Source organism: Xanthomonas sp. Leaf148 (genome assembly GCF_001423585.1).
Classification (GTDB): domain Bacteria; phylum Pseudomonadota; class Gammaproteobacteria; order Xanthomonadales; family Xanthomonadaceae; genus Xanthomonas.
In genome coordinates this window covers 593,642-615,549 of sequence record NZ_LMOP01000008.1, presented here as the reverse complement: position 1 = coordinate 615,549, position 21,908 = coordinate 593,642, and the positions used below count along the sequence as shown (strand labels likewise).

The following is a 21,908-nucleotide window of genomic DNA, read 5'->3' as shown; positions in this document are numbered from 1 at the left end:
GGCGACCGAAGTTGGAGATTCGTGGCAGCCATCAAGAACGTCCAGCTCATACCTGCGGGCGCACCCTCATCCGCCCTTCGGGCAGCTTCTCCCGATAGGAGAAGGCAGGAGCATCAATCGAACAAACTTGCCTGCCGCGGTGCGGGCGCCAACTGCGCACGTAACCGTGCCGGATCGTCCAGGCGCTGTCTTGGATGATGATCCAGCACACTCACAAACGGCAGCAGCTTCTTCATCGGCACCCGCAGCCGCGCCAGATCGCCCACCCGCAACCGTGCATGCCGGCGCGACAACAGCAGCCGCTCCACATTGCGGGTACCCAACCCTGGCACCCGCAACAACATCTCACGCGGCGCTACATTCAGATCCACCGGAAACCGCTCCGGGTTACGTAGCGCCCAGGCCAGCTTGGGGTCCACGTCCAGGTCCAGCATGCCGCTGGATTGTGCAGGCGCGATTTCCTCTACCGAAAATTCGTAGAACCGCAGCAACCAATCGGCCTGATACAGCCGATGCTCGCGCTGCAACGGCGGCGCCTGCAGCGGCAGCTTGGACGATGCATCCGGGATCGGGCTGAAGGCCGAGTAATACACCCGCCGCATGCGGTAATTGCCGTAGAGATTGTGGCTGGTGTCCAAGATGGCGCGGTCGTTGGCATCGTCGGCGCCAACGATCATCTGCGTGCTCTGGCCTGCCGGCGCAAAGCGCGGCGGCTTGGCCCGGCGCACCTTTTCGGCCTTGCGCTCCAGCTGGTTTTCTTCGATGCGCCAACGTAGCTCGCCCATCGCCGACCGAATGCCGCCAACGCTTTTTTCCGGCGCCAGCAAGGTCAGGCCCTGCTCGGTCGGCAACTCCACATTGATGCTCAGACGGTCCGCATAGCGGCCAGCCGCAGCCAGCAGCTCGGGCGCGGCGTCGGGAATGGTCTTGAGATGGATGTAGCCGGCAAAACGATGCACCTCGCGCAACTGCCGCGCCACTTCCACCAGCTGTTCCATGGTGTAGTCGGAGTTGCGGATGATGCCGCTGGACAGGAACAGGCCTTCGATGTAATTGCGCTTGTAGAAATCCAGCGTCAGCGTGACCACTTCTTCAGGCGTGAAGCGCGCGCGGCGCACATTGCTGGACACGCGATTGACGCAGTAAGCGCAGTCAAAGATGCAGAAGTTGGTCAGCAATATCTTCAGCAGCGACACGCAGCGGCCATCGGGCGTGTACGAGTGGCAGATGCCCATGCCCTCGGTACTGCCGATCCCGCCGGTACCGAGCGAATTGCGCTTGTTCGCCCCACTGGAGGCGCACGAGGCATCGTATTTGGCGGCGTCGGCGAGGACGGCGAGCTTGTCGAGGATTTTCAAGCGGGCAGCATGCAGCCAGGGCGTCTCAGCCTATGAGACTGCACCGCAGCAGATCGTGAATGCTTCAGAGCGCTGCGGGGCAGCGGTGATGCCTCAACGCTGCGGTGTTGTAGTGATGCCTCAGCACTGAGGTGTTGTAGTCATGCCTCAGCACTGCGGTGTTGTGGTGATGCCTCAACACTACGGTGCCGCGGTGATGTCGTCAGCGCTGCGGTACGGCCGAATGCGCTTATCGCTGCGGCGTAGCACTACTGCACCCAACGCTGCGGCACGGCAGTCACGCCGTTACCGCCGTGTGTCAAAGTGCCGCCCTTAGTGCTCCAGTGCCGCCGCGTTAGCGGCACTGCCTTCACAACCCGATCAAGCGGCAATCGCGGCATCACCGTCGAAGCGATATAGATCCATCGCCAGAAAGCCCAGGTCGATCCCGGCATCGATCCGCTGCGCGCCGAGTTGGTCGCCACCGGCCGCACCCATCGCGACATAGAGCGGCAACAGGTGCTCGTCGCTGGGATGCGCGCGCTCGGCATACGGCGCCTGTCGGCGATAGTCGAGCAGCGCGGGGATGTCGTTTTCCAGCAGTTTGCGCTCGGTCCATTCGATGAAGGGGCGCACATACGGCGCCTCGCGCTCCACGCTATACCCGTGGCGAAAATCGTGCAGGTTGTGGGTGATGCTGCCCGAGCCGATCACCAGCACGCCGTCGTCGCGCAGCGGTGCCAGCGCGCGCCCCACCGCAAACTGGTGGGCAGGGCCGAGTTCGGGCTGGATCGACACCGACACCACCGGGATGTCGGCCGCCGGGTACAGCAAGCGCAGCGGCACCCACACGCCGTGATCGAAGCCGCGTTGCGGGTCCAGCTGCGGATGCAGGCCGGCCTGTTCCAGGCGGCGGGTGATCTGCTGCGCCAGCGCAGGCTCCCCGGGCGCGGGATACTCCAACTCGTATAACGGCGCAGGAAAACCGCCGAAGTCGTGAATCGTCGCCGGCCGCGCGGCAGCGCTGACCAGCGGGCGACGGCCCAGCCAGTGCGCGGTGGCGACGACGATCGCGCGCGGCCGTGGCAGCAGCTGCCGCAGTTCTTCCAGGCGCAGCCCGACCTGGCCAGGCTGCAACGCCGTCATCGGCGATCCATGCGAGATGTACAACGATGGCATGCGGCTCATGCGTGTCTCCTTATATGACAGGCTTCAAAATGACAGGCTTCAGCGCGCCGGCTTCAGCGCAAGCGCGCCATCGCCCAGCAGCGACTGCACGATCAGTAACACCGCCCACAGCGCCGGATACTCCCAACCGCCACCCGGGTTGGAGAAACCGAACCCGTTGGCGCCATGCACGCTGACGATGGTGCCCAGCAGCAGCGGCACGCCGAGCAGCGCCACCCAGCGTGCGTAAAGGCCCAACAGCAACGCCAGGCCCAGGCCGAGTTCCAGCGCCATGCTGAGATAGGCCAGCGCGGCGGGCAGGCCGAGCGACTGGAAGTAGCCCACGGTGCCGGCCGGGGTGAACACCAACAGCTTGGTCAGACCATGCACCAGAAACAGGGCGCCCAGGCTGATACGCAGCAGTGCCGCGCCGTAGGCAGCAGTCCCAGGCGGTGCGAGGTGGGTGGACATGACGGGCACTCCGTTGAGGACCCACACAGCCTATTACTTACTAAAATCTGATAAATACATCGGATTCGGATAATTTATTGCAACCAAAGAAACAATCGGAACGGCCATGGATACCCTCGATGCGATGCGTGTGTTCACCGCGGTGGCCGAACGCAGCGGCTTCAGCGCCGCCGCCGATGCGCTGGACCGTTCCACCGCCAACGTCACCCGCCAGGTCGCCGCGCTTGAACAACGCCTGGGCACGCGCCTGCTCAACCGCACCACGCGCCGGGTCAGCCTGACTAGCGCCGGCACGGCGTACTACCAGCGTTGCCTGCAGTTGCTGGCCGATCTGGACGACCTGGAAGCCACCATCGGCGCGCAGGCGCTGGAGCCGTCCGGTGTGCTGCGAGTCAATGCGCCGGTGAGCTATGGGATCGAGCGTCTGGGCGCGCTGCTGCCCGGCTTTCGCGCACGCTACCCGCAGGTGGAGCTGGACCTGTCGCTGACCGATCGCCTGGTCGATATGGTCGAAGAAGGCTTCGATGTGGCCATCCGCATCACCCGCCAGCCGGCGCCGATGCTGATCGCGCGGCAACTGGGCAAGGTTCGGCTGCTGCCCTGCGCAGCGCCGGCGTATCTGGCGCGCGCCGGTACGCCGAAGCATCCGTCCGACCTGGCCGGCCACGAATGTCTGCTGTACCAATACTCGCCCAGCGGCGACGAGCTGCGCTTCCATGGCCCGGACGGCGATGTCGATGTACGCATCCACGGCGGGCTGCGCGCCAACAACGGCCACGTGCTCAATGCGGCGGCGCTGGCCGGCCAGGGCATCGTGATGCAACCGGACTTCCTGGCCGATGCGCATATCGCCAGCGGTCGCCTGCTGCGCATCCTGCCCGACTACCAACTCGGCGAGATCGGCATCTTTGCGGTGTACGCCAGCCGCAGCCATCTGGCGCCGAAGGTGCGCAGCTTCATCGACTACCTGCTCGAATGCCTGGCCGAGCCGGCGGCCGGCTAAGCGCGGTCGGCAACACGCGTCAGCTATCGTCGGTTGGTGTGGCAGCGCGCCTGGCACACGCCGCACCTAGCGCCGGCGACTGGCTAAAGCGGCGGCCGGCAACACGCGTCAGCAATCCTACGTTGGTGTGGGTGGCGCGCTCAGAACCAGGACATGTGAGCACAGAACGCCGGCTGCGCCTGCCCGGTGGCTGTGCAGTGGTTGTATTGGCCGCCCCAAGCGGCCGCGGCAACAGTTCGTCCCGCACGTGGTCATTCATCTGTCGCGGCTGGTGTGCGCACAATCGGCCTCCCTCGTTCAGCAGGAGCGTCCATGAGCAAGATCGCCATCGTGTATTTCAGCGGCTACGGCCACACCGTCAAGCAGGCCGAAGCCGTGCATGCAGGGGCCGCCAGTGTCGGCGAGGCCACGCTGTACCGCATCGACCAGGACGGCAAACTGCCCGACGACGCCTGGGAGGCGATCGGCGCAGCCGACGCGATCATCTACGGCAGCCCCACCTACATGGGCGGGCCGGCCTGGCAGTTCAAGAGGTTTGCCGACGACAGCTCCAAGCCGTGGTTTGCGCAGGCATGGAAGGACAAGGTCGCCGCCGGCTTCACCAACTCGGCCTCGGTGAACGGCGACAAGTACGCCACCATCCAGTATTTCTGGACCTTGTCGCAGCAGCACGGGCAGGTCTGGGTCGGCACCGGTCTGCCGCCGTCCAACACCAAGGCGCACGGGCCGCAGGACATCAACTGGACCGCCGGTTGGGGCGGCGCGCTGGCAATCTCGCCCTCGGACGCATCGCCGGACGAAGCCCCGCGCAGCGGCGATCTGGAAACCGCAAGGCTGCTTGGCAAGCGCGTCGCCGAGTTTGCCAACAAGCTCAAGGGCTAAGGCCACCATCGCAGCGCCCGCGCGTTTGGGCCGGCTTGAGGCGGCCCGATACGCGCGGGCGTTGGTTTGTTTAACGATGCGGTTGCAGGCGTGGCGCCGAGAGAACGCGTGCAGGTTGGCCGATGTCGTTGGCATTGACTGCGTCGTGTGACCACTGGCGGATCGCTGGGGCTGCGCGCACTGCACTCAGTGATACCTAAAGCGCGTGGCAATGCGAGATCGTGCCGTGCGTCGACAACAGCATGATGTTCCGCAACATCGCACGCGCAGTCTTCGGCACCAGGCCAAGCCAGGCTGCCGATGGCGGCGTCGGCAACACGTCGCGCGCGATGGGCGATACGGCAAGCGCAACGAGACGCAGACGCTGTGTGTCGCCAAAGGTCATCGAATGCTGCAGCAAACGCTGTTTACTACGCGACGCTGTCGTGTCATCAGTGCCTTCAACAACTGGACCCTTGCTCAGCGCATCCGCTGTTAAATCCGTGGAAACTGCACAGCGCTGCAATTCCAAAGAAAAAAAGCATCGCCCCCCACTCACCGGCCTCAAGCATTCGCGCGTGGGCCACATCGCGCTAACGCACGCCGCGCCACTCTCCCCGCCTACCTCGCTGCACGGAGCTTCCCCCACCATGCAAACCCGCACACTTGGCCGTTCCGGCCCCACCGTTTCCGCACTCGGCCTCGGCTGCATGGGCATGAGCGCGTTCTATGGCGACCGCAGCGATGAGGCTGCGTCGATCGCGGTGATCCATCGCGCGCTCGACCGCGGCATCAGCCTGCTCGACACCGCCGACATGTATGGCCCGCACACCAATGAAGTGCTGGTGGGCAAGGCAATCGCATCCCGCCGGCACGAGGTGTTTCTGGCCACCAAATTCGGCATCAAGCTCGATCCCAACGACCCGTCGGTGCGCGGCATCGATGGCAGCCCCGCCTACGTGCAGTCCGCCTGCGAGGCCAGCCTGCGCCGTCTTGGCGTGGAGCACATCGATCTGTATTACCAGCACCGCGTGGATCCCAACGTGCCGATCGAAGACACGGTCGGTGCGATGGCGCGTCTGGTCGAACAGGGCAAGGTGCGCTTTCTCGGGCTGTCGGAAGCGGCCGCAGCCACCATCCGCCGCGCGCATGCCGTGCACCCGATCACCGCGGTGCAGACCGAATACTCGCTGTGGTCGCGCGAGCCGGAAGACAACGGCGTGTTCGCCACCGTGCGCGAGCTCGGCATCGGTTTCGTGCCGTACTCGCCGCTGGGCCGCGGTTTTCTCACCGGCGCGTTCTCATCGCCCGACGACTTCGACGCGGATGATTACCGCCGGCATTCGCCGCGTTTCCAGGGCGACAACTTCACCCGCAATTTGCAGTTGGTGGAGCAGGTCAAGGCGATCGCCACCGACAAGGGCATCACACCCGGGCAACTGGCACTGGCCTGGGTACTGGCGCAGGGCCAGGACCTGATCCCGATCCCCGGCACCAAGCGTGCGGCATATCTGGACGAGAACATCGCCGCGCTGGAGGTGGCACTGATGCCCGACGAACTGGCGCGCATCGATGCGATTTTCCCGGCGCAGGCTGCGGCCGGCACGCGTTACCCCGAAGCGATGATGGGCGCGGTCAACCGCTGAGCCATAACCGCGAGACCGCAGCAATCGCTGCGGTCTCGCGCTGGGCGACTGAAAGCGTCTGTGCACAGCGCCGGCACGAAGAAATACGAGCGACAGACATGCGCGCCTCGCCCCGACGGCCACGTCCAGCCGAGCACGCTATGGCTGTGCCGATCGCATGCACTCACGCCATCGCACCACCGGTGCTTGCACACTCGGCGCATCGTCGCTCACACCACGTCCCATGCTGTCCTTCGTGATTCCCGCGCATAACGAGGCTGCACTGATCGGCGAAACGCTGCAGTGCCTGCATGCCTGCGCACAGGCGATGCACCTGGACTACGAAGCGATCGTGGTGGCCGATGCTTGCGAGGACGACACCGCACGCATTGCGCGCGACAACGGAGCACAGGTGCTGGAGGTAGAGCTGCGGCATATCGCTGCCACCCGCAATGCGGGCGCGCAGGCCGCACAAGGCGAGCGCCTGCTGTTTCTGGATGCCGATACCTTGATCAACCCGCAGGTTGTCGGCGCCGCACTGGCCGCGCTGGAGGCCGGCGCGGTGGGCGGCGGTGCGCAGGTGCATCTGCAGGGCGACCGGGTGTGGTTCGAACGTGCAGCGCAGGCTGCGTTTGGCTGGTTCTTTCGCGTTACCGGCATCGCGCCCGGCTGCTTTCTGTTCTGCACGCGCGTGGCCTTCGTCAGCGCGGGCGGCTTCGACACGCGGTACTACGCCGGCGAAGATGTGGCCTTGAGCCGTGCACTGGCACGCTGCGGGCGCTTTGTGATCCTGCGCCAGACCGTGCACACATCAGACCGCAAGCTGCGCAGTTTTTCCAAGCGCGAGCACCTGGGCTTGCTGCTGCGTTTCCTGTGGCGTGGGCGCCGCATGCTGCAGACCCGCGACGCGCTGGGTTTTTGGTATCAGCGACGGCGCTGAACCGAGCGTGTCCACAACGCGCCAGGATGCATAGGCGCCTGCCCTCAAATCGGGACGTGGCACCGCATGCCACTTACACTGCGGTCCTTGTTTCTGTTTCCGAGTTGCGCCGCATGGCTTCTTTGCACCGCCCTGTCCTGATCGCTGCCATGGCTGCTGCGGCATTGACCACTGCAGCCTGTCACCGCGATGGCGCGGCACCAGCGGCCGACACCCGCACCACGCCCGCCCCCAGCACGCCCAAGCTCGGTGATTTCGGCTTCGATATGGCAGGCATGGATCGCAGCGTGGCGCCGGGCAACGATTTCTTCAGCTACGCCAGCGGCAACTGGGTCAAGACCACGCAGATTCCCGACGACCGCTCCAGCTTGAACAGCTTCGTCAGCATCGCCATCGACACCGAGCGCCACAGCCGCGACATCATCGAAGGCGCCGCCGCCAACGACCGCGTCACCGGTGAGGACAAGCAGATCGGCGACTATTACGCCGCCTATATGGACGAAGCCAGCATCGAGACCAAGGGCGTGCGGCCGGTGCAGCCGGAGCTCGACGCCATCGCGCAGCTGGAAGACAAGCAGGCGCTGGCACGCACCCTGGGTGGGCAGCTACGCGCCGATGTGGACCTGCTCAACTCGACGAATTTCTACACCGACCGTCTGTTCGGCCTGTGGGTCTCGCAGGATCTGCACAACCCCGGCCGCTATGCGCCGTACCTGGTGCAAGGCGGCCTGGGCATGCCCGAGCGCAGTTTCTACCTGGACGGCGGGCGCATGGCGCGGCTGCGCGATGCCTACCGCGCCCACATCGTCAAGTTGCTGGAACTGGCCGGCATCGACGATGCTCCGGCCAAGGCCGAGCGCATCCTGGCACTGGAAGTCGCAATCGCGCGCGTGCACGCCACGCCCGAGCAGACCAACAACGTGCAGGCGGGCGCAAATGCCTGGAAACAGGCCGATTTTGTGCGGAACGCTCCCGGCCTTGACTGGCCGCTGTTCTTCGATGCCGCCGGTCTGAAAGCGCAACAGGACTTCATCGTGTGGCAGCCGCAAGCCGTGCGCGGGTTGTCGGCGTTGGTGCAGTCCGAGCCGCTGCAGACCTGGAAGGACTATCTGCGTTTTCGTGCGCTGGATCGTGCATCGCCGTATCTGTCCAAGGCGTTTGCCGATGAGCAGTTTGCGTTCTACGGCACCACCCTGGAAGACACGCCGCAACAACGCCAACGCTGGAAGCGTGGGATCGATGCCACCAACGCCGCCTTGGGCGAAGCGGTCGGCAAGCGCTATGTGCAGAAGTACGTCAGTGCGCAAACCAAGACCCGCGTCGAAGAGATGGTCAAGAACCTGATCGCTGCATTCGGCAAGCGCATCGATGCGCTGGAGTGGATGACGCCGGAGACCAAACAGCACGCCAAGGCCAAGATCGCCGGATTGACCGTGGCGGTGGGCTACCCGGACAGCTGGCGCGACTACAGCGCGCTCGACGTACGTCGCGACGATGCGCTGGGCAACGTGGAACGCGCCGGCCTGTTCGAGTATCGCCGCAACATCGCCAAGCTGGGCAAGGCGGTCGATCATCGCGAGTGGTACATGCTGCCGCAGGAGGTCAACGCGTTGAATGTGCCGCTGGAAAATCGCCTGCTGTTCCCGGCCGCGATTCTGCAACCGCCGTTCTTCGACCCAGCCGCCGACGATGCGGTGAACTACGGCGCGATCGGCGCGGTGATCGGGCATGAGATCAGCCACAGTTTCGACAACACGGGCGCACTGTTCGACGAACACGGCGAGCTGCACAACTGGTGGACGCCGCAGGATCTGAAGAAATTCGAGACCGCCGGCAATGCGCTTGCCGCGCAGTTCGGCGCGTACAAGCCGTTTGACGATCTGGCGGTTAACGGCAAGCTGACGCTGGGCGAAAACATCGCCGACGTCGCCGGCCTGGCCACCGCGTACGATGCGTACCAGCTGTCGCTGCAGGGCAAGCAGCCGCAGACCATCGATGGCTTCAGCCCGGATCAGCGCTTCTTCCTCGGCTTTGCGCAAGCCTGGCGCGGCAAGTACCGCGACGCCGCACTACGCAACGCCGTGCTCACCGATGTGCACGCTCCCGGACGCTTCCGCGCGCAGACCGTGCGCAATCTGGATGCGTGGTACCCGGCTTTCGATGTGACGCAGGACCAACAGCTGTATCTGGCGCCCGAGCAGCGGGTCAAGATCTGGTAAGTGTTGGTGCCGGTCGTGAAGCGGTGATGTAACCACAACTGTCAGCGTGCCTGCCATCATCGGACGGTCATACTGCTCAATCGGCCATCGCCCACAACGCGGCCCGTGTAGTGGGTTGCAGTGTCGGCCTGATGTCGGCCCGACATGCCTGGCGTTGTCGCCCCACGCGCGCTGTTGCCTCACCCAAACGCATCTCTCGTTGGGAGAGGGTCTTCGCTGCCGATTGCTCTTTACTGGCGTTGTCGCCCCACGCGCGCTGTTGCCTCACCCAAACGCATCTCTCGGGGGAGAGGGTCTTGGCTGCCGATTGCTCTTTACATGCAGGTCAATCACCGCGAGAGAAAACGTTGCAGGCCGCTCGCTCGGGCACGCCGCAGGTCAAATCGCTGCGTGAGACAAACTTGGTGCCGGATGCGCAGACACATCGCAGGTCATTCACTGCAGGATTGATCGGTTATTGCAGCCTTGCGAGAAGGCGCCGCAGACAAGCCCCTCTCCCACCGGGAGAGGGGTTGGGGTGAGGGTCGGTAGTCGTGGCGATGTAACCGCACCCGCAGCACCATGCAGCACTAAACCAGTACGCAAGCCACACACAAATCCCACCTGCCAAACCGCTACTCAGGCCACTGCAGCAACGTCGCCGGTTCCAACTGCATGCGCCGGCAGGCACGGGCCGATAAGCCGTCGCGCAACGCGGTGCGGAACAACGGCGACAGGCTACGCAGCAGGCGGGCGGATGCGCGTGCCTGTGCGCGCTGGGTGGTGGTGCGGCCCAGCATGTCGCTGGCCCAGCCCGGCAACAACGCAGTGCCGGCACCGAGGAACACGCCGCGCGACAGCCCTGCCGCAGGCACCGGCAGCTGGATGCTGGTGAGGATGTCGAGCACCTCGCGCGAGCGTGCGTCCATGCGCAGCTCGCCGCGCACCGACGCAAAATACGCCTCCACCGCGGCCTCGCTGGCGGGCACATCGGTCGCGCCGAGGGCTTCGGCCACGCGTCGCGCTTCGTCGTAGTAGCGGTCGGCAATTGCGTCCGGTACATCACGGCAATAGCGCCGGCAGCCCTGCAGAAACCCGTAGGCTTCGGTGACATGCACCCAGGTCAGCAGCGCAGGATCGTTGGCCTCGTACGGCACGCCGTCGGCGGTTTGGCCGCGGATATGCGAATGGATACGCCGCACGCGCGCGATCAGCTGTTCGGCTTCGGCCTGCGGCGCGTAGGTCGTGCCGGCGACGAAGTTAGTGGTGCGCCGCAGCCGACCGACCAGATCGGCTCGGAAGTTGGAGTGATCGTAGACCCCGGCCAGCGCGCGCGGGTGCAACAGTTGCAGCATCAATGCGCACAACCCGCCGGACAACATGCCGGGAAATTCGGAGTGCACGCGCCAGGTGACGCTGTCGGGCCCGAAAATGCCGGGATCGCCGAGCGGCTGATCGTATTCGATGGTGCTCTGGCCACGCGGAAACGCGCCCAGCACCCAGCGGCGGATCTGTTCGGCGGCGGGGGCAGTGAGGGTACGCAGGACGGCTGACATGCCACCATGATACGGATGCGCCTGCACGATCACGTCAGTGCGGGACTACCCTCCCACAGCTGCCTCATCCACCGGTCAGCCACAGCGACGCGCCGTCGTTCTTGTTTAGCCAGCTGCGGGGGCGCAGCGCCCGCACTTGGAGCCACCATCACCTAATAGCGCAGTCGTCAGGTGGACGCGGACGGCGCGGGCGAGCCGTCTCGTCCGCAGGGGAGTTCCGATGATGAGCACCGGCCGCGCCCACCCCGAGGCCGCGCCGTCGTTTTGGTAGCCGCGTGCCCACCCCCGCCGACGCGTCCCGATCCCCAGCCTGGCTAAGCCAAGTCACGCGCGGGATCGCCGCAGTAGCAAGTGTGCAGTGCAACAAGAGTGGCGATGCAATGCGCGCGCGATGCCATGGCATTGCAGACAAACCGCCTGAATTCAGCGTTTTGTGCGCAAGTGCGCAACTTTGCGCGGCCACAGGTTCGCCGCAGGCATTGCCATGCACAGCGAAAGTGCTAGAACTAGAGCCGTCCGACCTTGTCATGCAGCGCAAGGCGCGTCGGTCGCTCCAGGGCACCAGCAACCGCCGGTGCAGCAAGTCGTTCGTACCAGTCATCCGTTAGGAGCTTGTCATGATCGCTTTGTTTCAGGGTTTAGGCCTGCTATTGCAGGACAACGCACTCCATCGACGCTCCTTCGACGAGCAGGTCGTCTACTGGCGCGACAAGACCGACACGCAGCTCGACGAAGAGCTCGATCTGCTCAAGGTGGCCAAGAAGCAATGGGTGATCGCCTCGATCATCGGCTGGCAGGCGATTTCGCTGGTGCTGCTCGGCGTGATCACGCATCAGCTGTGGCAGAACGACTACCACCTGACCTTTAGCCGCGTGGTGATCATCTTTACCTCGTGGGCGTCGATCCTGTTCATCATGTGGTACATCGCCGATCTGTTCGATCACAGCGCCGGTTTCGAGCGCTGGTTGCGCGCCTTCAACAGCCGCGCGCGGGTGGCGCCGGATGCAGACTCGGTCGAGTGCGTTGCCGACGCGCTGGACATGACGCGTCGCTACCCGGAAGTGCTGCACTACAAGCAGGAAGTGACCTCCAAGCGCGAACTGCGCCACGAGGACATCGTCAATATGCGTGAGATGGGCCGCCTGCGCCGCTACACCGAATTGCTGCGCGACCTGGACCGCTTCGATGGCGCACCACGGTTGGTCGTCAACGCCTAAGCGACCAGCGCACCGCTGCAGCGATGGATGTTGCTGCAGCACGCCGTGGGTAGACGGTGACTACTCCAAACAAGAACGGCCGGTGCGCAGTGCACCGGCCGTTTTTTATGTCATCGGATCGTGGCGAATATTCCAGTGCGATCGGCTGGCAACGTCATCGCAGGCGGGAACCCCGCTACGATCAAGCTCCATCTGCACTATCTGCTGCGCGCAGCGGTCTCCAACCCGCATTCCGCTGACACGCCCCACTCAAGCCCGCGCCACCGCCTGCTCCACCGACGGGGTGCGCCAGCCGCTGCGGACGCCCCAGATGTAGAACACCACGCCGACTGCGGCGACCACCGCCAGGTCGGTACCGTAGCTGAGGTAGCCATGGCCGCCGAAATCGCTGCTGCCGGCCCAGGACAGCAGCGCAATGATCGGCAGGTAGCAGATCATCCAGGCCGCGCCCTTGAGATTGCGGCGCAGATCCGGCCAGCCCTGCTTGGCCTGGTAGTAGCAGTACACCGGCAGCGCCACGACCATCAGCAGGATGATCTCGCCGGTCAGCGGCCAGCGCGCCCAGTACAGCAGCTCGGTCGCCATCACGAACGCGACGCCGGCCAGCACCGGCAAGGCGGCGATGCGCAGCGGGCGATGCAGTTCCGGCGCGTGGCGACGCAGCGCCATCGCACTGATCGGCCCGGTGAGATAGGAAATGATCGTCGCCACCGAGATCACCGCCGCCAGCGTGCCCCAGCCGCGGAAGAAGAACAGGAACACGAACGACACCGCCAGGTTGAAGAACATCGCCATGCGCGGCACGCCCCACACCGGGTGCAGCTTGCCCAGCGCGGCCGGCATGGTGCCGTTCTTTTCCATGCCATAGACCATGCGCGCGGTGGTGGCGGTGTAGGTGATGCCGGTGCCGCTGGGGCTGACGAACGCATCGATGTACAGCAGCATCGCCAGCCAATGCAGGTTGACGATGATGGCCAGCTCGGCGAATGGCGAGCGGAAATCGATGCCGTGCCAGCCGGCCTTGGCCAGCAGATCCGGCGGCACCGCGCCGATATAGGCCACCTGCAGGATCACATAGACCACCGTGGCCAGCGCGATCGAGCCGAGCACCGCGAACGGAATGCTGCGGCCCGGGTTACGTGCCTCGCCGGCCAGATTCACCGGGCTCTGGAAGCCGTTGAAGCTGAAGACGATGCCTGCGGTGGCTACCGCAGTGAGCACTGCCGCCAGGTCGATCACGTGGGCATCGCCATGGATGCCGACGCTGAAGTTTTCGCTGTGGAAGCCGCTGGCGATCAAGGCCACGCCGGTCGCCGCCGGCACCACCAGCTTGAACACGGTGATCAAGGTGTTGGAGCGCGCAAACAGCTTGACGCTCCAGAAATTGAGGAAGAAATACACCAGCACCAGCACCGCCGAAATCAGCAGCCCGGGCACCGACAACTCGCCAGCTCCGCCAGGTGCCTGCACATACAGACCCTGCGCCCAGGCCCACGGCCAGGAGGCCATGTACTGCACCGAGGCTTCGGCTTCGACCGGGATGACCGAAACGATCGCGATCCAGTTCGCCCAGCCGGCGATGAAGCCCACCAACGAGCCGTGCGAGTAATGGCTGTAACGCACCATGCCGCCGGATTCGGGGAACATCGCGCCCAGTTCGGCGTAGGACAGCGCGATGGTGGTGATGATCGCCGCACCCAGAATCCAGGCCCAGACGGCGCCCGGACCGGCCAGCCCAGCCGCGCGCCAGGCGCCGAACAACCAGCCGGAACCAATGATCGAGCCCAGCCCGGTAAGCATGAGCGCAAAAGGGCCGACGTCGCGGCGCAACGAATGTTCGGACATGAAAAGCCTGACAGTGAGGGCGCCGCAAACCGGCAACAAGCCGACAATGATCGCAGAAGCGGCCGCTTGTCGTCAGTGCGTATTCAGGCTCTACGCGACGCCGCGATGCGACGGCGCGCGCACCCGTGCGCCCGTCGCAGTTGTTGCTTGCACTACGCAACACTGCCGCGCTGCCGCGCTGCCACGCTGCCACGCGCCGCGGCTTACCCGTGGCACTCGGCAGCGGGCACGCTGCGGTCCACGCAGGTGTGGGCTGCCGCCGGAAGACCGCGCAGCGCGCGAACCTGACCGGGCAGCAGCGCAAAGCTGTCCAGCGTCTTGCGCGCACACACCGGCGCCGGCGTGCCGCCGCTGGCCGTGGCGGCGCTCGTGGCAGTCGGGCACTGCTCTTCATAGATCAGGTAATGGCACAGGCCGCTGCTGCTGGCCAGGCAATGCACATTGGTCTCGGCGTCGGTGACCAAGGTCTTGCTGAAAAGCACGTCGCGGCCATCGCTGGTGGCGCGGGTGATCGAAGTGGTGCCGTTGCGTTCGTGGCAGCCGGCCAGGGCGAGCAGGCAATACACCAGGGAGGCGATCAGGCGCATGGAAGCAGTCCTTTCTTGTCGATGCGGTATGGGGGAGACGGGGGATTACATGCCGCGGAACAGGCTCATAAACGGCTGGCTGACGGTGAGCGTTTCGCTGCGCCCGCGCAGGGCCAGCCGGCCCTTGCCAGTGTCGTCGCGCACTACCGAAGCCACCGCCTTCATGTTGACGATGGTGGAGCGGTGGATCTGCTTGAACACCTGCGGGTCGAGCACATCGAGCAACTCGCGCAGCGGGGTGCGCAGCAGCGCCTCAGCGCCGGCCGTCATCACCGTGGTGTATTTCTGATCAGCCTGGAAATACGCCACCTCATCCAGTGCGATCAAACGCGTCTCGCGGCCGCTGGTGGCAGTGAGCCAGGCCAATGGCGGCGCGACGCCGGACGCTGCCGGGCGTACCGACAGGCGCTGCAAGAGCGCTTCCAGCAGGCTGCCGTCCGGCTGCCCGGCGGCGGCGCGTTGCTGCACACGTTGCCAGGTGGCCTGCAGGCGTTCGCGGTTGATCGGCTTTAGCAGGTAGTCCACCGCACCGTGTTCGAACGCATCGATGGCGTATTGATCGTAGGCGGTGACAAACACCACCTGCGTGCGCGGGCTGACCTCGCGCATCGCGCGTGCCACCTCGATGCCGGTGAGGCCAGGCATGCGGATATCCAGAAACACCACATCCGGCTGCTGAGTGGCGATGGTCTCCAGCGCGCTGGCGCCGTCTTCGCATTCGCCGACTACCTGCAGTTGCGGGCACACCTCGGCCAGCAGCGCGAGCAAGGACTGCCGCAGCAGCGCTTCGTCTTCGGCAATCACCGCACGTAGCGCGCTCACGCCTGCACCTGCTCGGTGGTGGCGGCGTCAGGCAGCGGCGGCGGGCGCGGCGCGGCCGGTTGCGCCGGCAAGGGCAGCGTGAGCGTGGCCGCCACGCCGCTGGGGAAATTGGACACGATGGCAAAGCTGGCGGTGCCGGCATAGATCAGCTGCAGCCGCTCGCGCAGATTCTTCAGCCCGATGCCGGTGCCGTGGCTATGGGTGTTGAACCCCTGGCCATCGTCGGCCACGGTCAGCGTGGCCTGGCGCTCGTCCAGGCAGCGCGCCAGGATCCACACGGTACCGCCGCCGGGCTTGGGTTCCAGTCCATGTTTGATGGCGTTTTCCACCAGCGTCTGCAACATCATCGACGGCACCTGCAGGCCGCGCAGCTCGTACGGCACTTCCACCTGCAGCGCCAGCCGCGTGCCCATGCGGATGCGCAGGATTTCCAGGTAGGCCTGGGTGCGTTCGAGTTCTTCGCCCAATGTGGAAGTGGCATCGTCCGCGCTGGGCAGCGAGCGGCGCAGGTACTGGATCAAGTGGCCGATCATGATGTCGGCGCGCGGCGGGTCGGTGCGCGCCAATACCTGCGCGCTGGCCAGCGTGTTGTAGAGAAAGTGCGGCTCCACCTGCGCATGCAGCAGGTTCAAACGCGCCACGGCCAGTTCCTTTTCCATCACCGATTGCTCGGCGGCGGCCTGCTCGTCGCGACGCTGCTCGCCGACCCGGCGCACCACCGCGCGATTCATCGCTTCGGCGTTCTCGAAGTTACTGCCTTCGTCCACCGCAAACAGGTCCACCCAGGCGCCGGCATCGGGCTCGCACAACACGGTGACGCTGCTGGTGCCCTGCCCCGGCGCAATCGTCACCAGCACCTGGTTGTGGGTAATGGCAAAGCGCGCAAACAGATTCCAGCGCGAAGGCTTGCGGCCTGCATATGGGTCGAAGCGGCGGATCTTGGCACGGATCAGCAGGCTGCCCGGCGCGCATTCGACATCCTGCACGCGAGGCAGCGCACGCACCGCCTCTTCCACCACCGCAAAGCTGGCCTGCGCCTCCAGCGGCACTTCGATCTGGCGGCGCTGACGCGTAGACAAGGTGTCGTGGTCCAACCGTCCGGCGATCAGGCGGACGCGCCGCACATGGGTGATCGCGCTCATCAACGCCAGCGTCAACAGCACCATGCAGATCAGGCCGAAGAACGCGCCGGTAGAGCCGAACAGCTGTGCCCACATGCTGCCCGCCACCACCAGCGCGGCAGCCCAGGCGAACACGATACGCACGATCAGAAAGACGCTGGCAGACACGGCAGGGACTCGTCGGAGATGGGACGGGAGCGAGCATAGCCGGCACGTGCGGCTGCGAAAGCCCCGGGCGACGAATGGCCGTCAGCGCCACCTCAAGTACCGGGATCGCAGGACGAAACCCGACCTGGCCGGTCGGCAGGCCAAGGCCTGCGCGGTATGCTCGACACACGCAAGCAACAGACCGCTTGCCTGGTTGCCGTAAGGCAAGCGGCCTAGCACGCTGTCGTGCCAGGTCGGCGTGCGTTGCCATCGGGTGGCCCCGCTGTGTTGCTGCGGGACGCCGGCGCGTCTTACATCGCAGTCGGTCGACCACCCTCCACACCACCGCGCAGGAGTCGCATGCACCGCCGTCATTTTCTGCACAGCGCAGGCCTTGCGCTTGCGGCCGCTTCGACCGGCAGTTGGGCTGGCACCGGCAAGGCGGCCATTGCGCCGTCCACACCGCTGCCGCCGCCCGATGCCTTGCCGATTCCCTTCGCTGCCGCGCCCGCACTGACGCCGATGCGCGCATCGGTCGATCGCATCATCGCCATCGACGGCTGCACGCGGCCGTTCCGTGCGCAGGGTCCGCGCATCGAGGCAGAACGCATCGGGCGCAAGACGGTGGTGCACAACTACGGGCACGGCGGCAGCGGTTGGTCGTTGTCGTGGGGCGCAGCCGAACACACATTGCGACTGGTGCGCGCGGCCGATGCAAACGTGCGCGAGCTGGCAGTGATCGGCTGTGGCGCGATTGGGCTGACCACGGCGGTGGCAGCGCAAAGCGCCGGCCTGCGCGTGCGCATTTATGCCCGCGAGCGGCTGCCGGACGTGCGCTCGTTCTATGCCACCGGCGTGTGGTCGCCGGATTCGCGCGTCTGCACCAGCGAGCACGCCACAGCCGATTTCAAGACGCGCTGGGAAGAGATGGCGCGGATCTCGTTTCGCCGATATCAGACCCTGCTCGGCCTGCCAGGCGAGCCGATCGAATGGCGCGATGGCTATGCCTTGTCGGATGTGCCGTTCGATCAACCGGTCACCTCGGCCGAGGCGCACGAACCAGACTACCCGCCACTGGAGCGCACGCTGCTGCACGACCTTGGCCCGCGCTCGCAAGCGTTGATTGCCGGCAGCCACCCGTTCCCGGTGCCGTTCGTGCGGCGCTACAGCCAGCTGACTTTCAACATCAGCGCATATGCGCGACTGTTGCTGCAGGATTTTCTGCAGGCTGGCGGCGAGCTTTACACACGCAGCTTCGACGATCCGCGTCAGTTTACCGACCTGCGCGAAAAAATCGTGGTCAACGCCACCGGCTACGGCGCGCGTGCACTACTGGGCGACGACAGCGTGATTCCGGTGCGTGGGCAGACCGCGCGCCTGATCCCGCAGCCGGAGGTCACCTACGGTCTGGTCTGGCGCGGCCACAATCTCAATGTGGTGCCGCGTCGCGACGGGCTGCTGGTACAGGCGCAGGGCGCCAACGACTTCAATAATGCCGATGCAACTCCCGACCGTGCCGCAACCGAAGTGGCAGTGCGCACGCTGGCGCAGTTGTTTCCGACGACCTGAGCCAAGCGGATCATCGCGCTGCTATGCACGGCGCCTTGAGCACCTCACCCATCGTCGAGCGAAGCATTCAAGGCGATGGCCAGTGCGGCATCGCCGTTGACCAGCGCGTCCCAGCGCAAGCGCACGCCCTTGCGTTTTCCTTTCTCGACCAGCTTCAACCCGTCGCGGTCGATGATCAACGTATACGCCTGGTCGCCGATCTGTAGCTCACGACGTAACGGTTTATCCAGCGGGGTCATAGGACATCTCGTGCAGGCGTGTGAACTGCGTTGTAGCGCATCCGTCTATGCCGCATGCACACACGCCACCCACATGCATGCCATCGCCGATATGTTGCCTGCGCATGGCCTGTCGTTATCTCAGTAAGACGGCATTCGTAGTAATGCCGCGTCGCATCTGTACAGACCGATGCGGGCGACCGCGATGTACGCACGCTCACGCAGAAACATCTGCTAGCCAGCTGGCGTGCTCTAACGCGCGCCTACTTGAGCGATGCGTGCACGCACTCGTTACGGCACAGGCCGCCATCGCATCGGGATCACCGTTTCCACTAATCGCGCTAACACTCGCAAGACTAGCTTAGCGATCACGCGATACGGCCTGAGGCCAGACGCTTTGGCCGGCTGGCTAATCACGTATCAGAAAACCATCGTGCTCGCGTTTGTCGAACGCGAGCAACCAAAACGCGTAACCGCCAGGCGGCGAACGCGACATTTCAAACCTCTGACCAACAACGGGAGCCACCCATGGCGATCAAGACGATCGAAGAACTTTTTATCCACGAGCTATCGGACATCTATAGCGCCGAAAAGCAACTCACCAAATCGCTACCGCGTTTGGCACGTGCTGCGACCGAGCCGAAATTGAAAGCCGCGTTCGAAACCCATCTGGAAGAAACCCAGGGTCAGATCGAGCGGATCGACCAGGTGGTCGACGTGCTGGGCATCAAGCTCAAGCGCATCAAGTGCGCGGCGATGGAAGGCCTGGTAGAAGAAAGCCGCGAAGTGATCGATGAAATCGAAGCTGGCCCCGTGCGCGATGCCGCACTGATCGGTGGCGCACAGAAGGTGGAGCATTACGAGATCGCTTCGTACGGCACCATTGCGGCAATGGCCAAGCAACTCGGCTATAGCGATGCGCTGCCGCTGCTGCTTGCCACACTGGAAGAAGAAAAGGCCACCGACGAAAAGCTGACCCTGCTTGCCGAACAAGGCGGCAACCAGAAAGCAGCCAGGACCAGCAAGGCGGCCTGATCAACCATGCGGGGCGGCGCTATTGGCGGGGGCGGCGCCGTGCATGAAGGACAGCACCGTACCGTCAGTGGAATCGGCCCGCGCTCGGTACCAAGGCACGCGCGCACTTCAGCGCGCGTGCCTTGGCTGGGTTCGCCACTTGGCTGCTTAGCACGGTCACGGTGCGGATCGCTCGGCGTCCATCGCTCTTCAGTTTGGCGATAGAAACTCTTTGCTGGACGATTCAATCGCTTGGTCGGCGTCACTCAGCTCTTTGAGATTGACTGCAAACGTCGGTGGGGCATACCCAGCTCGTTTCCAGTATCTGCACAAGGTCACTATCTACCACTGCATCGCGCGGACAGACCAACTCCCCGCAGGTCCTAAGCTTCCATGTCCTGAAACAACACCACCTCGCCACGCGAAACCTCCGACCAGGAGGGCGGTTATACGAGTAGAGCCAACGTTGAGACATCGATGGGTTGGCATTTAAGGATGCACTGATCTGCACGCGCAGCGCCTCCGCATCGACACGACTGCTAACCATTACCAGATCGCAGACCCAGCACATCCAGTCAGAAGAGCACGACGGATCAGTTGTCGTCGGGTGGCGATGCTGCCGGCGGTGCCTCGGCGTGCGAGTCGTCTGCCAGTTGCTGGGCACGCTCTTGTTCGCCCAGCTGGTTGAGCAGTTCAGTGGCGGACTGATGCGCGTTACGCAGCGTTTCCATCGGCTTGGAGGTGTCGCTGCGCAAAGCGTACAACGCAAAGCCCATCACGTTGAGACGGTTACGCAACTGATGCAGCAGCTCGCGCTGCCGTCCCTGCAATGCAGCGTCCGTCACTACGCGTCCTTGTCGCTCAACCGGTTGTGCAGCGTCCGCACGCTGATCCCCAACTCGCGTGCCGCCGCCTTCTTGTTGAAACGCGTACGCGCCAGGGCCGATTCGATCATGGCGTCCTCGGCCTGACGCATGGTCCAGCCGGCCGGAATCAATAACCCGTCTTCGTCGGCCTGCGGCACGGTCTGCTCCACATCCGGCGCAGCCAGCAGATCGCCGTCCGAGCGCAGATACAGATAGTGGATGAACGAGCGCAGCTCGCGCACGTTGCCCGGCCAGGTGTGATACGCCAGATAGCGCAGCAGCGACTTGGTCGGCAGCTTGCGTTTGCCATATTTGACGTTGAGTTCGTTGATCACGCGCAGCCCCAGCACACGCGCATCACCACGGCGTTCGCGCAGCGCCGGCACCTGAATCGGGTACTCGTTGAGACGGTAGAACAAATCCTCGCGCAGCACTGCGTGCTCGCGCTGCACATGCTGATGCGTGGCCGCAACCACGCGGGCATCCAGCGCAATCTCTTCGTTGCCACCAATACGCATGAAACTGCGCGATTCGATCGCCCGCAGCAGATAGACCTGCAACCGCTTGGGCATTTCGCCGATCTCGTCCAGAAACAGCGTGCCATCGGCGGCCTGTTCCAGGAATCCGGCGTGACGACGGTCGGCGCCGGTGAAGCTGCCGCGCTCGTGGCCGAACAGCTGGCTGGCCAGCAACTCTTCCGGAATCGCACCGCAGTTGACCGGCACGAAGCGACCGCGACGGCCGGACACCCGATGAATGGCACGGGCGACCAGATCCTTGCCGGTGCCGGTCTCGCCGGTCACCAGCACATTCAAATCGGTCGGCGCCACGCGCACGATGTCCTTGCGCAACAGCACGATGCTGTCGCTATTGCCAATGATGCCCAGATTGCCCTGCTGAGCCTCACGCAGGCCGCCCAGCACGCGCTCCAGGCGCTCCGGCGCGAACGGCTTGGTCAAGAACTCGCTGACGCCGAACTGCTGCGCGCGGCCCTGGGTTTCATAGGCGTAATCGCCCGACACCACCACGATCTTCGGTGTGTGGTCCGGGTCCAACCGTTCGATGAGATCGAAACCGCTGCCGTCGGGCAGGCCAACGTCCACGACCAATAGATCGGGGAAATTGCTGTCCAACCAACGGCTGGCTTCGCCAAGAGTGTGAATGCCCTTGGCACGGAAGCCGCTATCGGTGGCTAACTCCACCACCTGATCGCAGAACTCCACGTCGTCGTCGATGATGGCGCAGGAAAGACGGTCCATGAGCGCTTCTGTCCGCAATGACTAGTACATGTTCAGTTGAGAATTGTGACGGCGGCGCGAAGAGTGCGCCTGCGTATCACCACGA

Annotated in this window: 19 protein-coding genes and 1 pseudogene; 8 read left to right on the top strand and 12 right to left on the bottom strand. The window is 64.7% G+C overall.

From position 1 onward, the window contains the following. Positions 1 to 113 precede the first annotated feature (113 nt). From ASF90_RS07355 to ASF90_RS07345, 3 genes are all read right to left on the bottom strand, one after another. Positions 114 to 1,358, bottom strand: a complete 1,245-nt coding sequence (locus ASF90_RS07355; RefSeq protein ID WP_055847872.1) for a putative DNA modification/repair radical SAM protein — start codon at positions 1,356 to 1,358, stop codon at positions 114 to 116. 360 nt (positions 1,359 to 1,718) lie between these two features. Beyond that, positions 1,719 to 2,525, bottom strand: coding sequence for a class III extradiol ring-cleavage dioxygenase (locus ASF90_RS07350; RefSeq protein WP_055847870.1), 807 nt, complete (start codon positions 2,523 to 2,525; stop codon positions 1,719 to 1,721). A 39-nt stretch (positions 2,526 to 2,564) separates the two neighbouring features. Further along, the gene (locus tag ASF90_RS07345; protein WP_055847868.1) at positions 2,565 to 2,975 is read right to left on the bottom strand and encodes a DoxX family protein; all 411 of its coding nucleotides are present in this window, start codon (positions 2,973 to 2,975) and stop codon (positions 2,565 to 2,567) included. Positions 2,976 to 3,081: 106 nt separating this feature from the next. Between ASF90_RS07345 and ASF90_RS07340 the strand changes: the two genes are divergently transcribed. Together ASF90_RS07340 and ASF90_RS07335 are read left to right on the top strand one after the other, a co-directional pair. After that, a complete protein-coding gene (locus ASF90_RS07340) occupies positions 3,082 to 3,978 on the top strand; it encodes a LysR family transcriptional regulator (RefSeq protein ID WP_055847865.1) in 897 nt (298 codons plus the stop codon). 312 nt (positions 3,979 to 4,290) lie between these two features. Next, positions 4,291 to 4,860: a flavodoxin family protein gene (locus tag ASF90_RS07335; RefSeq protein WP_055847862.1), complete on the top strand. Its 570-nt coding sequence runs from the start codon at positions 4,291 to 4,293 to the stop codon at positions 4,858 to 4,860. A 196-nt stretch (positions 4,861 to 5,056) separates the two neighbouring features. Here ASF90_RS07335 and ASF90_RS23360 read toward each other — a convergent pair whose 3' ends face one another. Next, positions 5,057 to 5,371, bottom strand: a complete 315-nt coding sequence (locus ASF90_RS23360; RefSeq protein WP_153066587.1) for a hypothetical protein — start codon at positions 5,369 to 5,371, stop codon at positions 5,057 to 5,059. Positions 5,372 to 5,489: 118 nt separating this feature from the next. Between ASF90_RS23360 and ASF90_RS07325 the strand changes: the two genes are divergently transcribed. The 3 genes from ASF90_RS07325 to ASF90_RS07315 all read left to right on the top strand — a co-directional run bounded on the left by ASF90_RS07325 (position 5,490) and on the right by ASF90_RS07315 (position 9,623). After that, positions 5,490 to 6,485: an aldo/keto reductase gene (locus ASF90_RS07325; RefSeq protein WP_055847856.1), complete on the top strand. Its 996-nt coding sequence runs from the start codon at positions 5,490 to 5,492 to the stop codon at positions 6,483 to 6,485. A gap of 223 nt (positions 6,486 to 6,708) precedes the next feature. Then, entirely contained in the window at positions 6,709 to 7,404 is a 696-nt protein-coding gene (locus tag ASF90_RS07320; protein WP_055847854.1) for a glycosyltransferase, read from the top strand. 149 nt (positions 7,405 to 7,553) lie between these two features. Beyond that, on the top strand, positions 7,554 to 9,623 hold the full coding sequence (locus ASF90_RS07315; protein WP_055847851.1) for a M13 family metallopeptidase: 2,070 nt from the start codon (positions 7,554 to 7,556) through the stop codon (positions 9,621 to 9,623). A gap of 614 nt (positions 9,624 to 10,237) precedes the next feature. Here ASF90_RS07315 and ASF90_RS07310 read toward each other — a convergent pair. After that, a complete protein-coding gene (locus ASF90_RS07310; RefSeq protein WP_055850228.1) occupies positions 10,238 to 11,158 on the bottom strand; it encodes an oxygenase MpaB family protein in 921 nt (306 codons plus the stop codon). Between the two features lie 527 nt (positions 11,159 to 11,685). Between ASF90_RS07310 and ASF90_RS07305 the strand changes: the two are divergent. Next, positions 11,686 to 12,375 (top strand): annotated as a pseudogene (locus tag ASF90_RS07305) (hypothetical protein). 249 nt (positions 12,376 to 12,624) lie between these two features. On the opposite strand, the gene ASF90_RS07300 reads toward ASF90_RS07305, so the two are convergent. From ASF90_RS07300 to ASF90_RS07285, 4 genes are all read right to left on the bottom strand, one after another. Further along, the gene (locus ASF90_RS07300; RefSeq protein WP_055847846.1) at positions 12,625 to 14,220 is read right to left on the bottom strand and encodes an APC family permease; all 1,596 of its coding nucleotides are present in this window, start codon (positions 14,218 to 14,220) and stop codon (positions 12,625 to 12,627) included. Positions 14,221 to 14,423: 203 nt separating this feature from the next. Further along, positions 14,424 to 14,807, bottom strand: a complete 384-nt coding sequence (locus ASF90_RS07295) for a hypothetical protein (RefSeq protein WP_055847845.1) — start codon at positions 14,805 to 14,807, stop codon at positions 14,424 to 14,426. A 45-nt stretch (positions 14,808 to 14,852) separates the two neighbouring features. Continuing rightward, positions 14,853 to 15,629: a LytTR family DNA-binding domain-containing protein gene (locus ASF90_RS07290; RefSeq protein WP_055847842.1), complete on the bottom strand. Its 777-nt coding sequence runs from the start codon at positions 15,627 to 15,629 to the stop codon at positions 14,853 to 14,855. Further along, positions 15,626 to 16,918, bottom strand: a complete 1,293-nt coding sequence (locus ASF90_RS07285; protein WP_055847839.1) for a histidine kinase — start codon at positions 16,916 to 16,918, stop codon at positions 15,626 to 15,628. The genes ASF90_RS07290 and ASF90_RS07285 overlap by 4 nt, the downstream gene beginning before the upstream one ends. A gap of 339 nt (positions 16,919 to 17,257) precedes the next feature. On the opposite strand from ASF90_RS07285, the gene ASF90_RS07280 reads away from it, so the two are divergent. Further along, complete coding sequence (locus ASF90_RS07280; RefSeq protein WP_055847836.1) at positions 17,258 to 18,466, top strand: FAD-dependent oxidoreductase; 1,209 nt, start codon at positions 17,258 to 17,260, stop codon at positions 18,464 to 18,466. Positions 18,467 to 18,510: 44 nt separating this feature from the next. Here the strand turns inward: ASF90_RS07280 and ASF90_RS07275 are convergent, their stop codons facing one another. Then, on the bottom strand, positions 18,511 to 18,705 hold the full coding sequence (locus tag ASF90_RS07275; RefSeq protein ID WP_055847833.1) for a hypothetical protein: 195 nt from the start codon (positions 18,703 to 18,705) through the stop codon (positions 18,511 to 18,513). 507 nt (positions 18,706 to 19,212) lie between these two features. Between ASF90_RS07275 and ASF90_RS07270 the strand changes: the two genes are divergently transcribed. Next, positions 19,213 to 19,719, top strand: coding sequence for a ferritin-like domain-containing protein (locus ASF90_RS07270; RefSeq protein WP_055847831.1), 507 nt, complete (start codon positions 19,213 to 19,215; stop codon positions 19,717 to 19,719). A gap of 572 nt (positions 19,720 to 20,291) precedes the next feature. Here ASF90_RS07270 and ASF90_RS07265 read toward each other — a convergent pair. Continuing rightward, entirely contained in the window at positions 20,292 to 20,474 is a 183-nt protein-coding gene (locus tag ASF90_RS07265; RefSeq protein WP_330218878.1) for a hypothetical protein, read from the bottom strand. 68 nt (positions 20,475 to 20,542) lie between these two features. Continuing rightward, entirely contained in the window at positions 20,543 to 21,823 is a 1,281-nt protein-coding gene (locus tag ASF90_RS07260; protein ID WP_055847824.1) for a sigma-54 dependent transcriptional regulator, read from the bottom strand. Between the last annotated feature and the right edge of the window lie 85 nt (positions 21,824 to 21,908).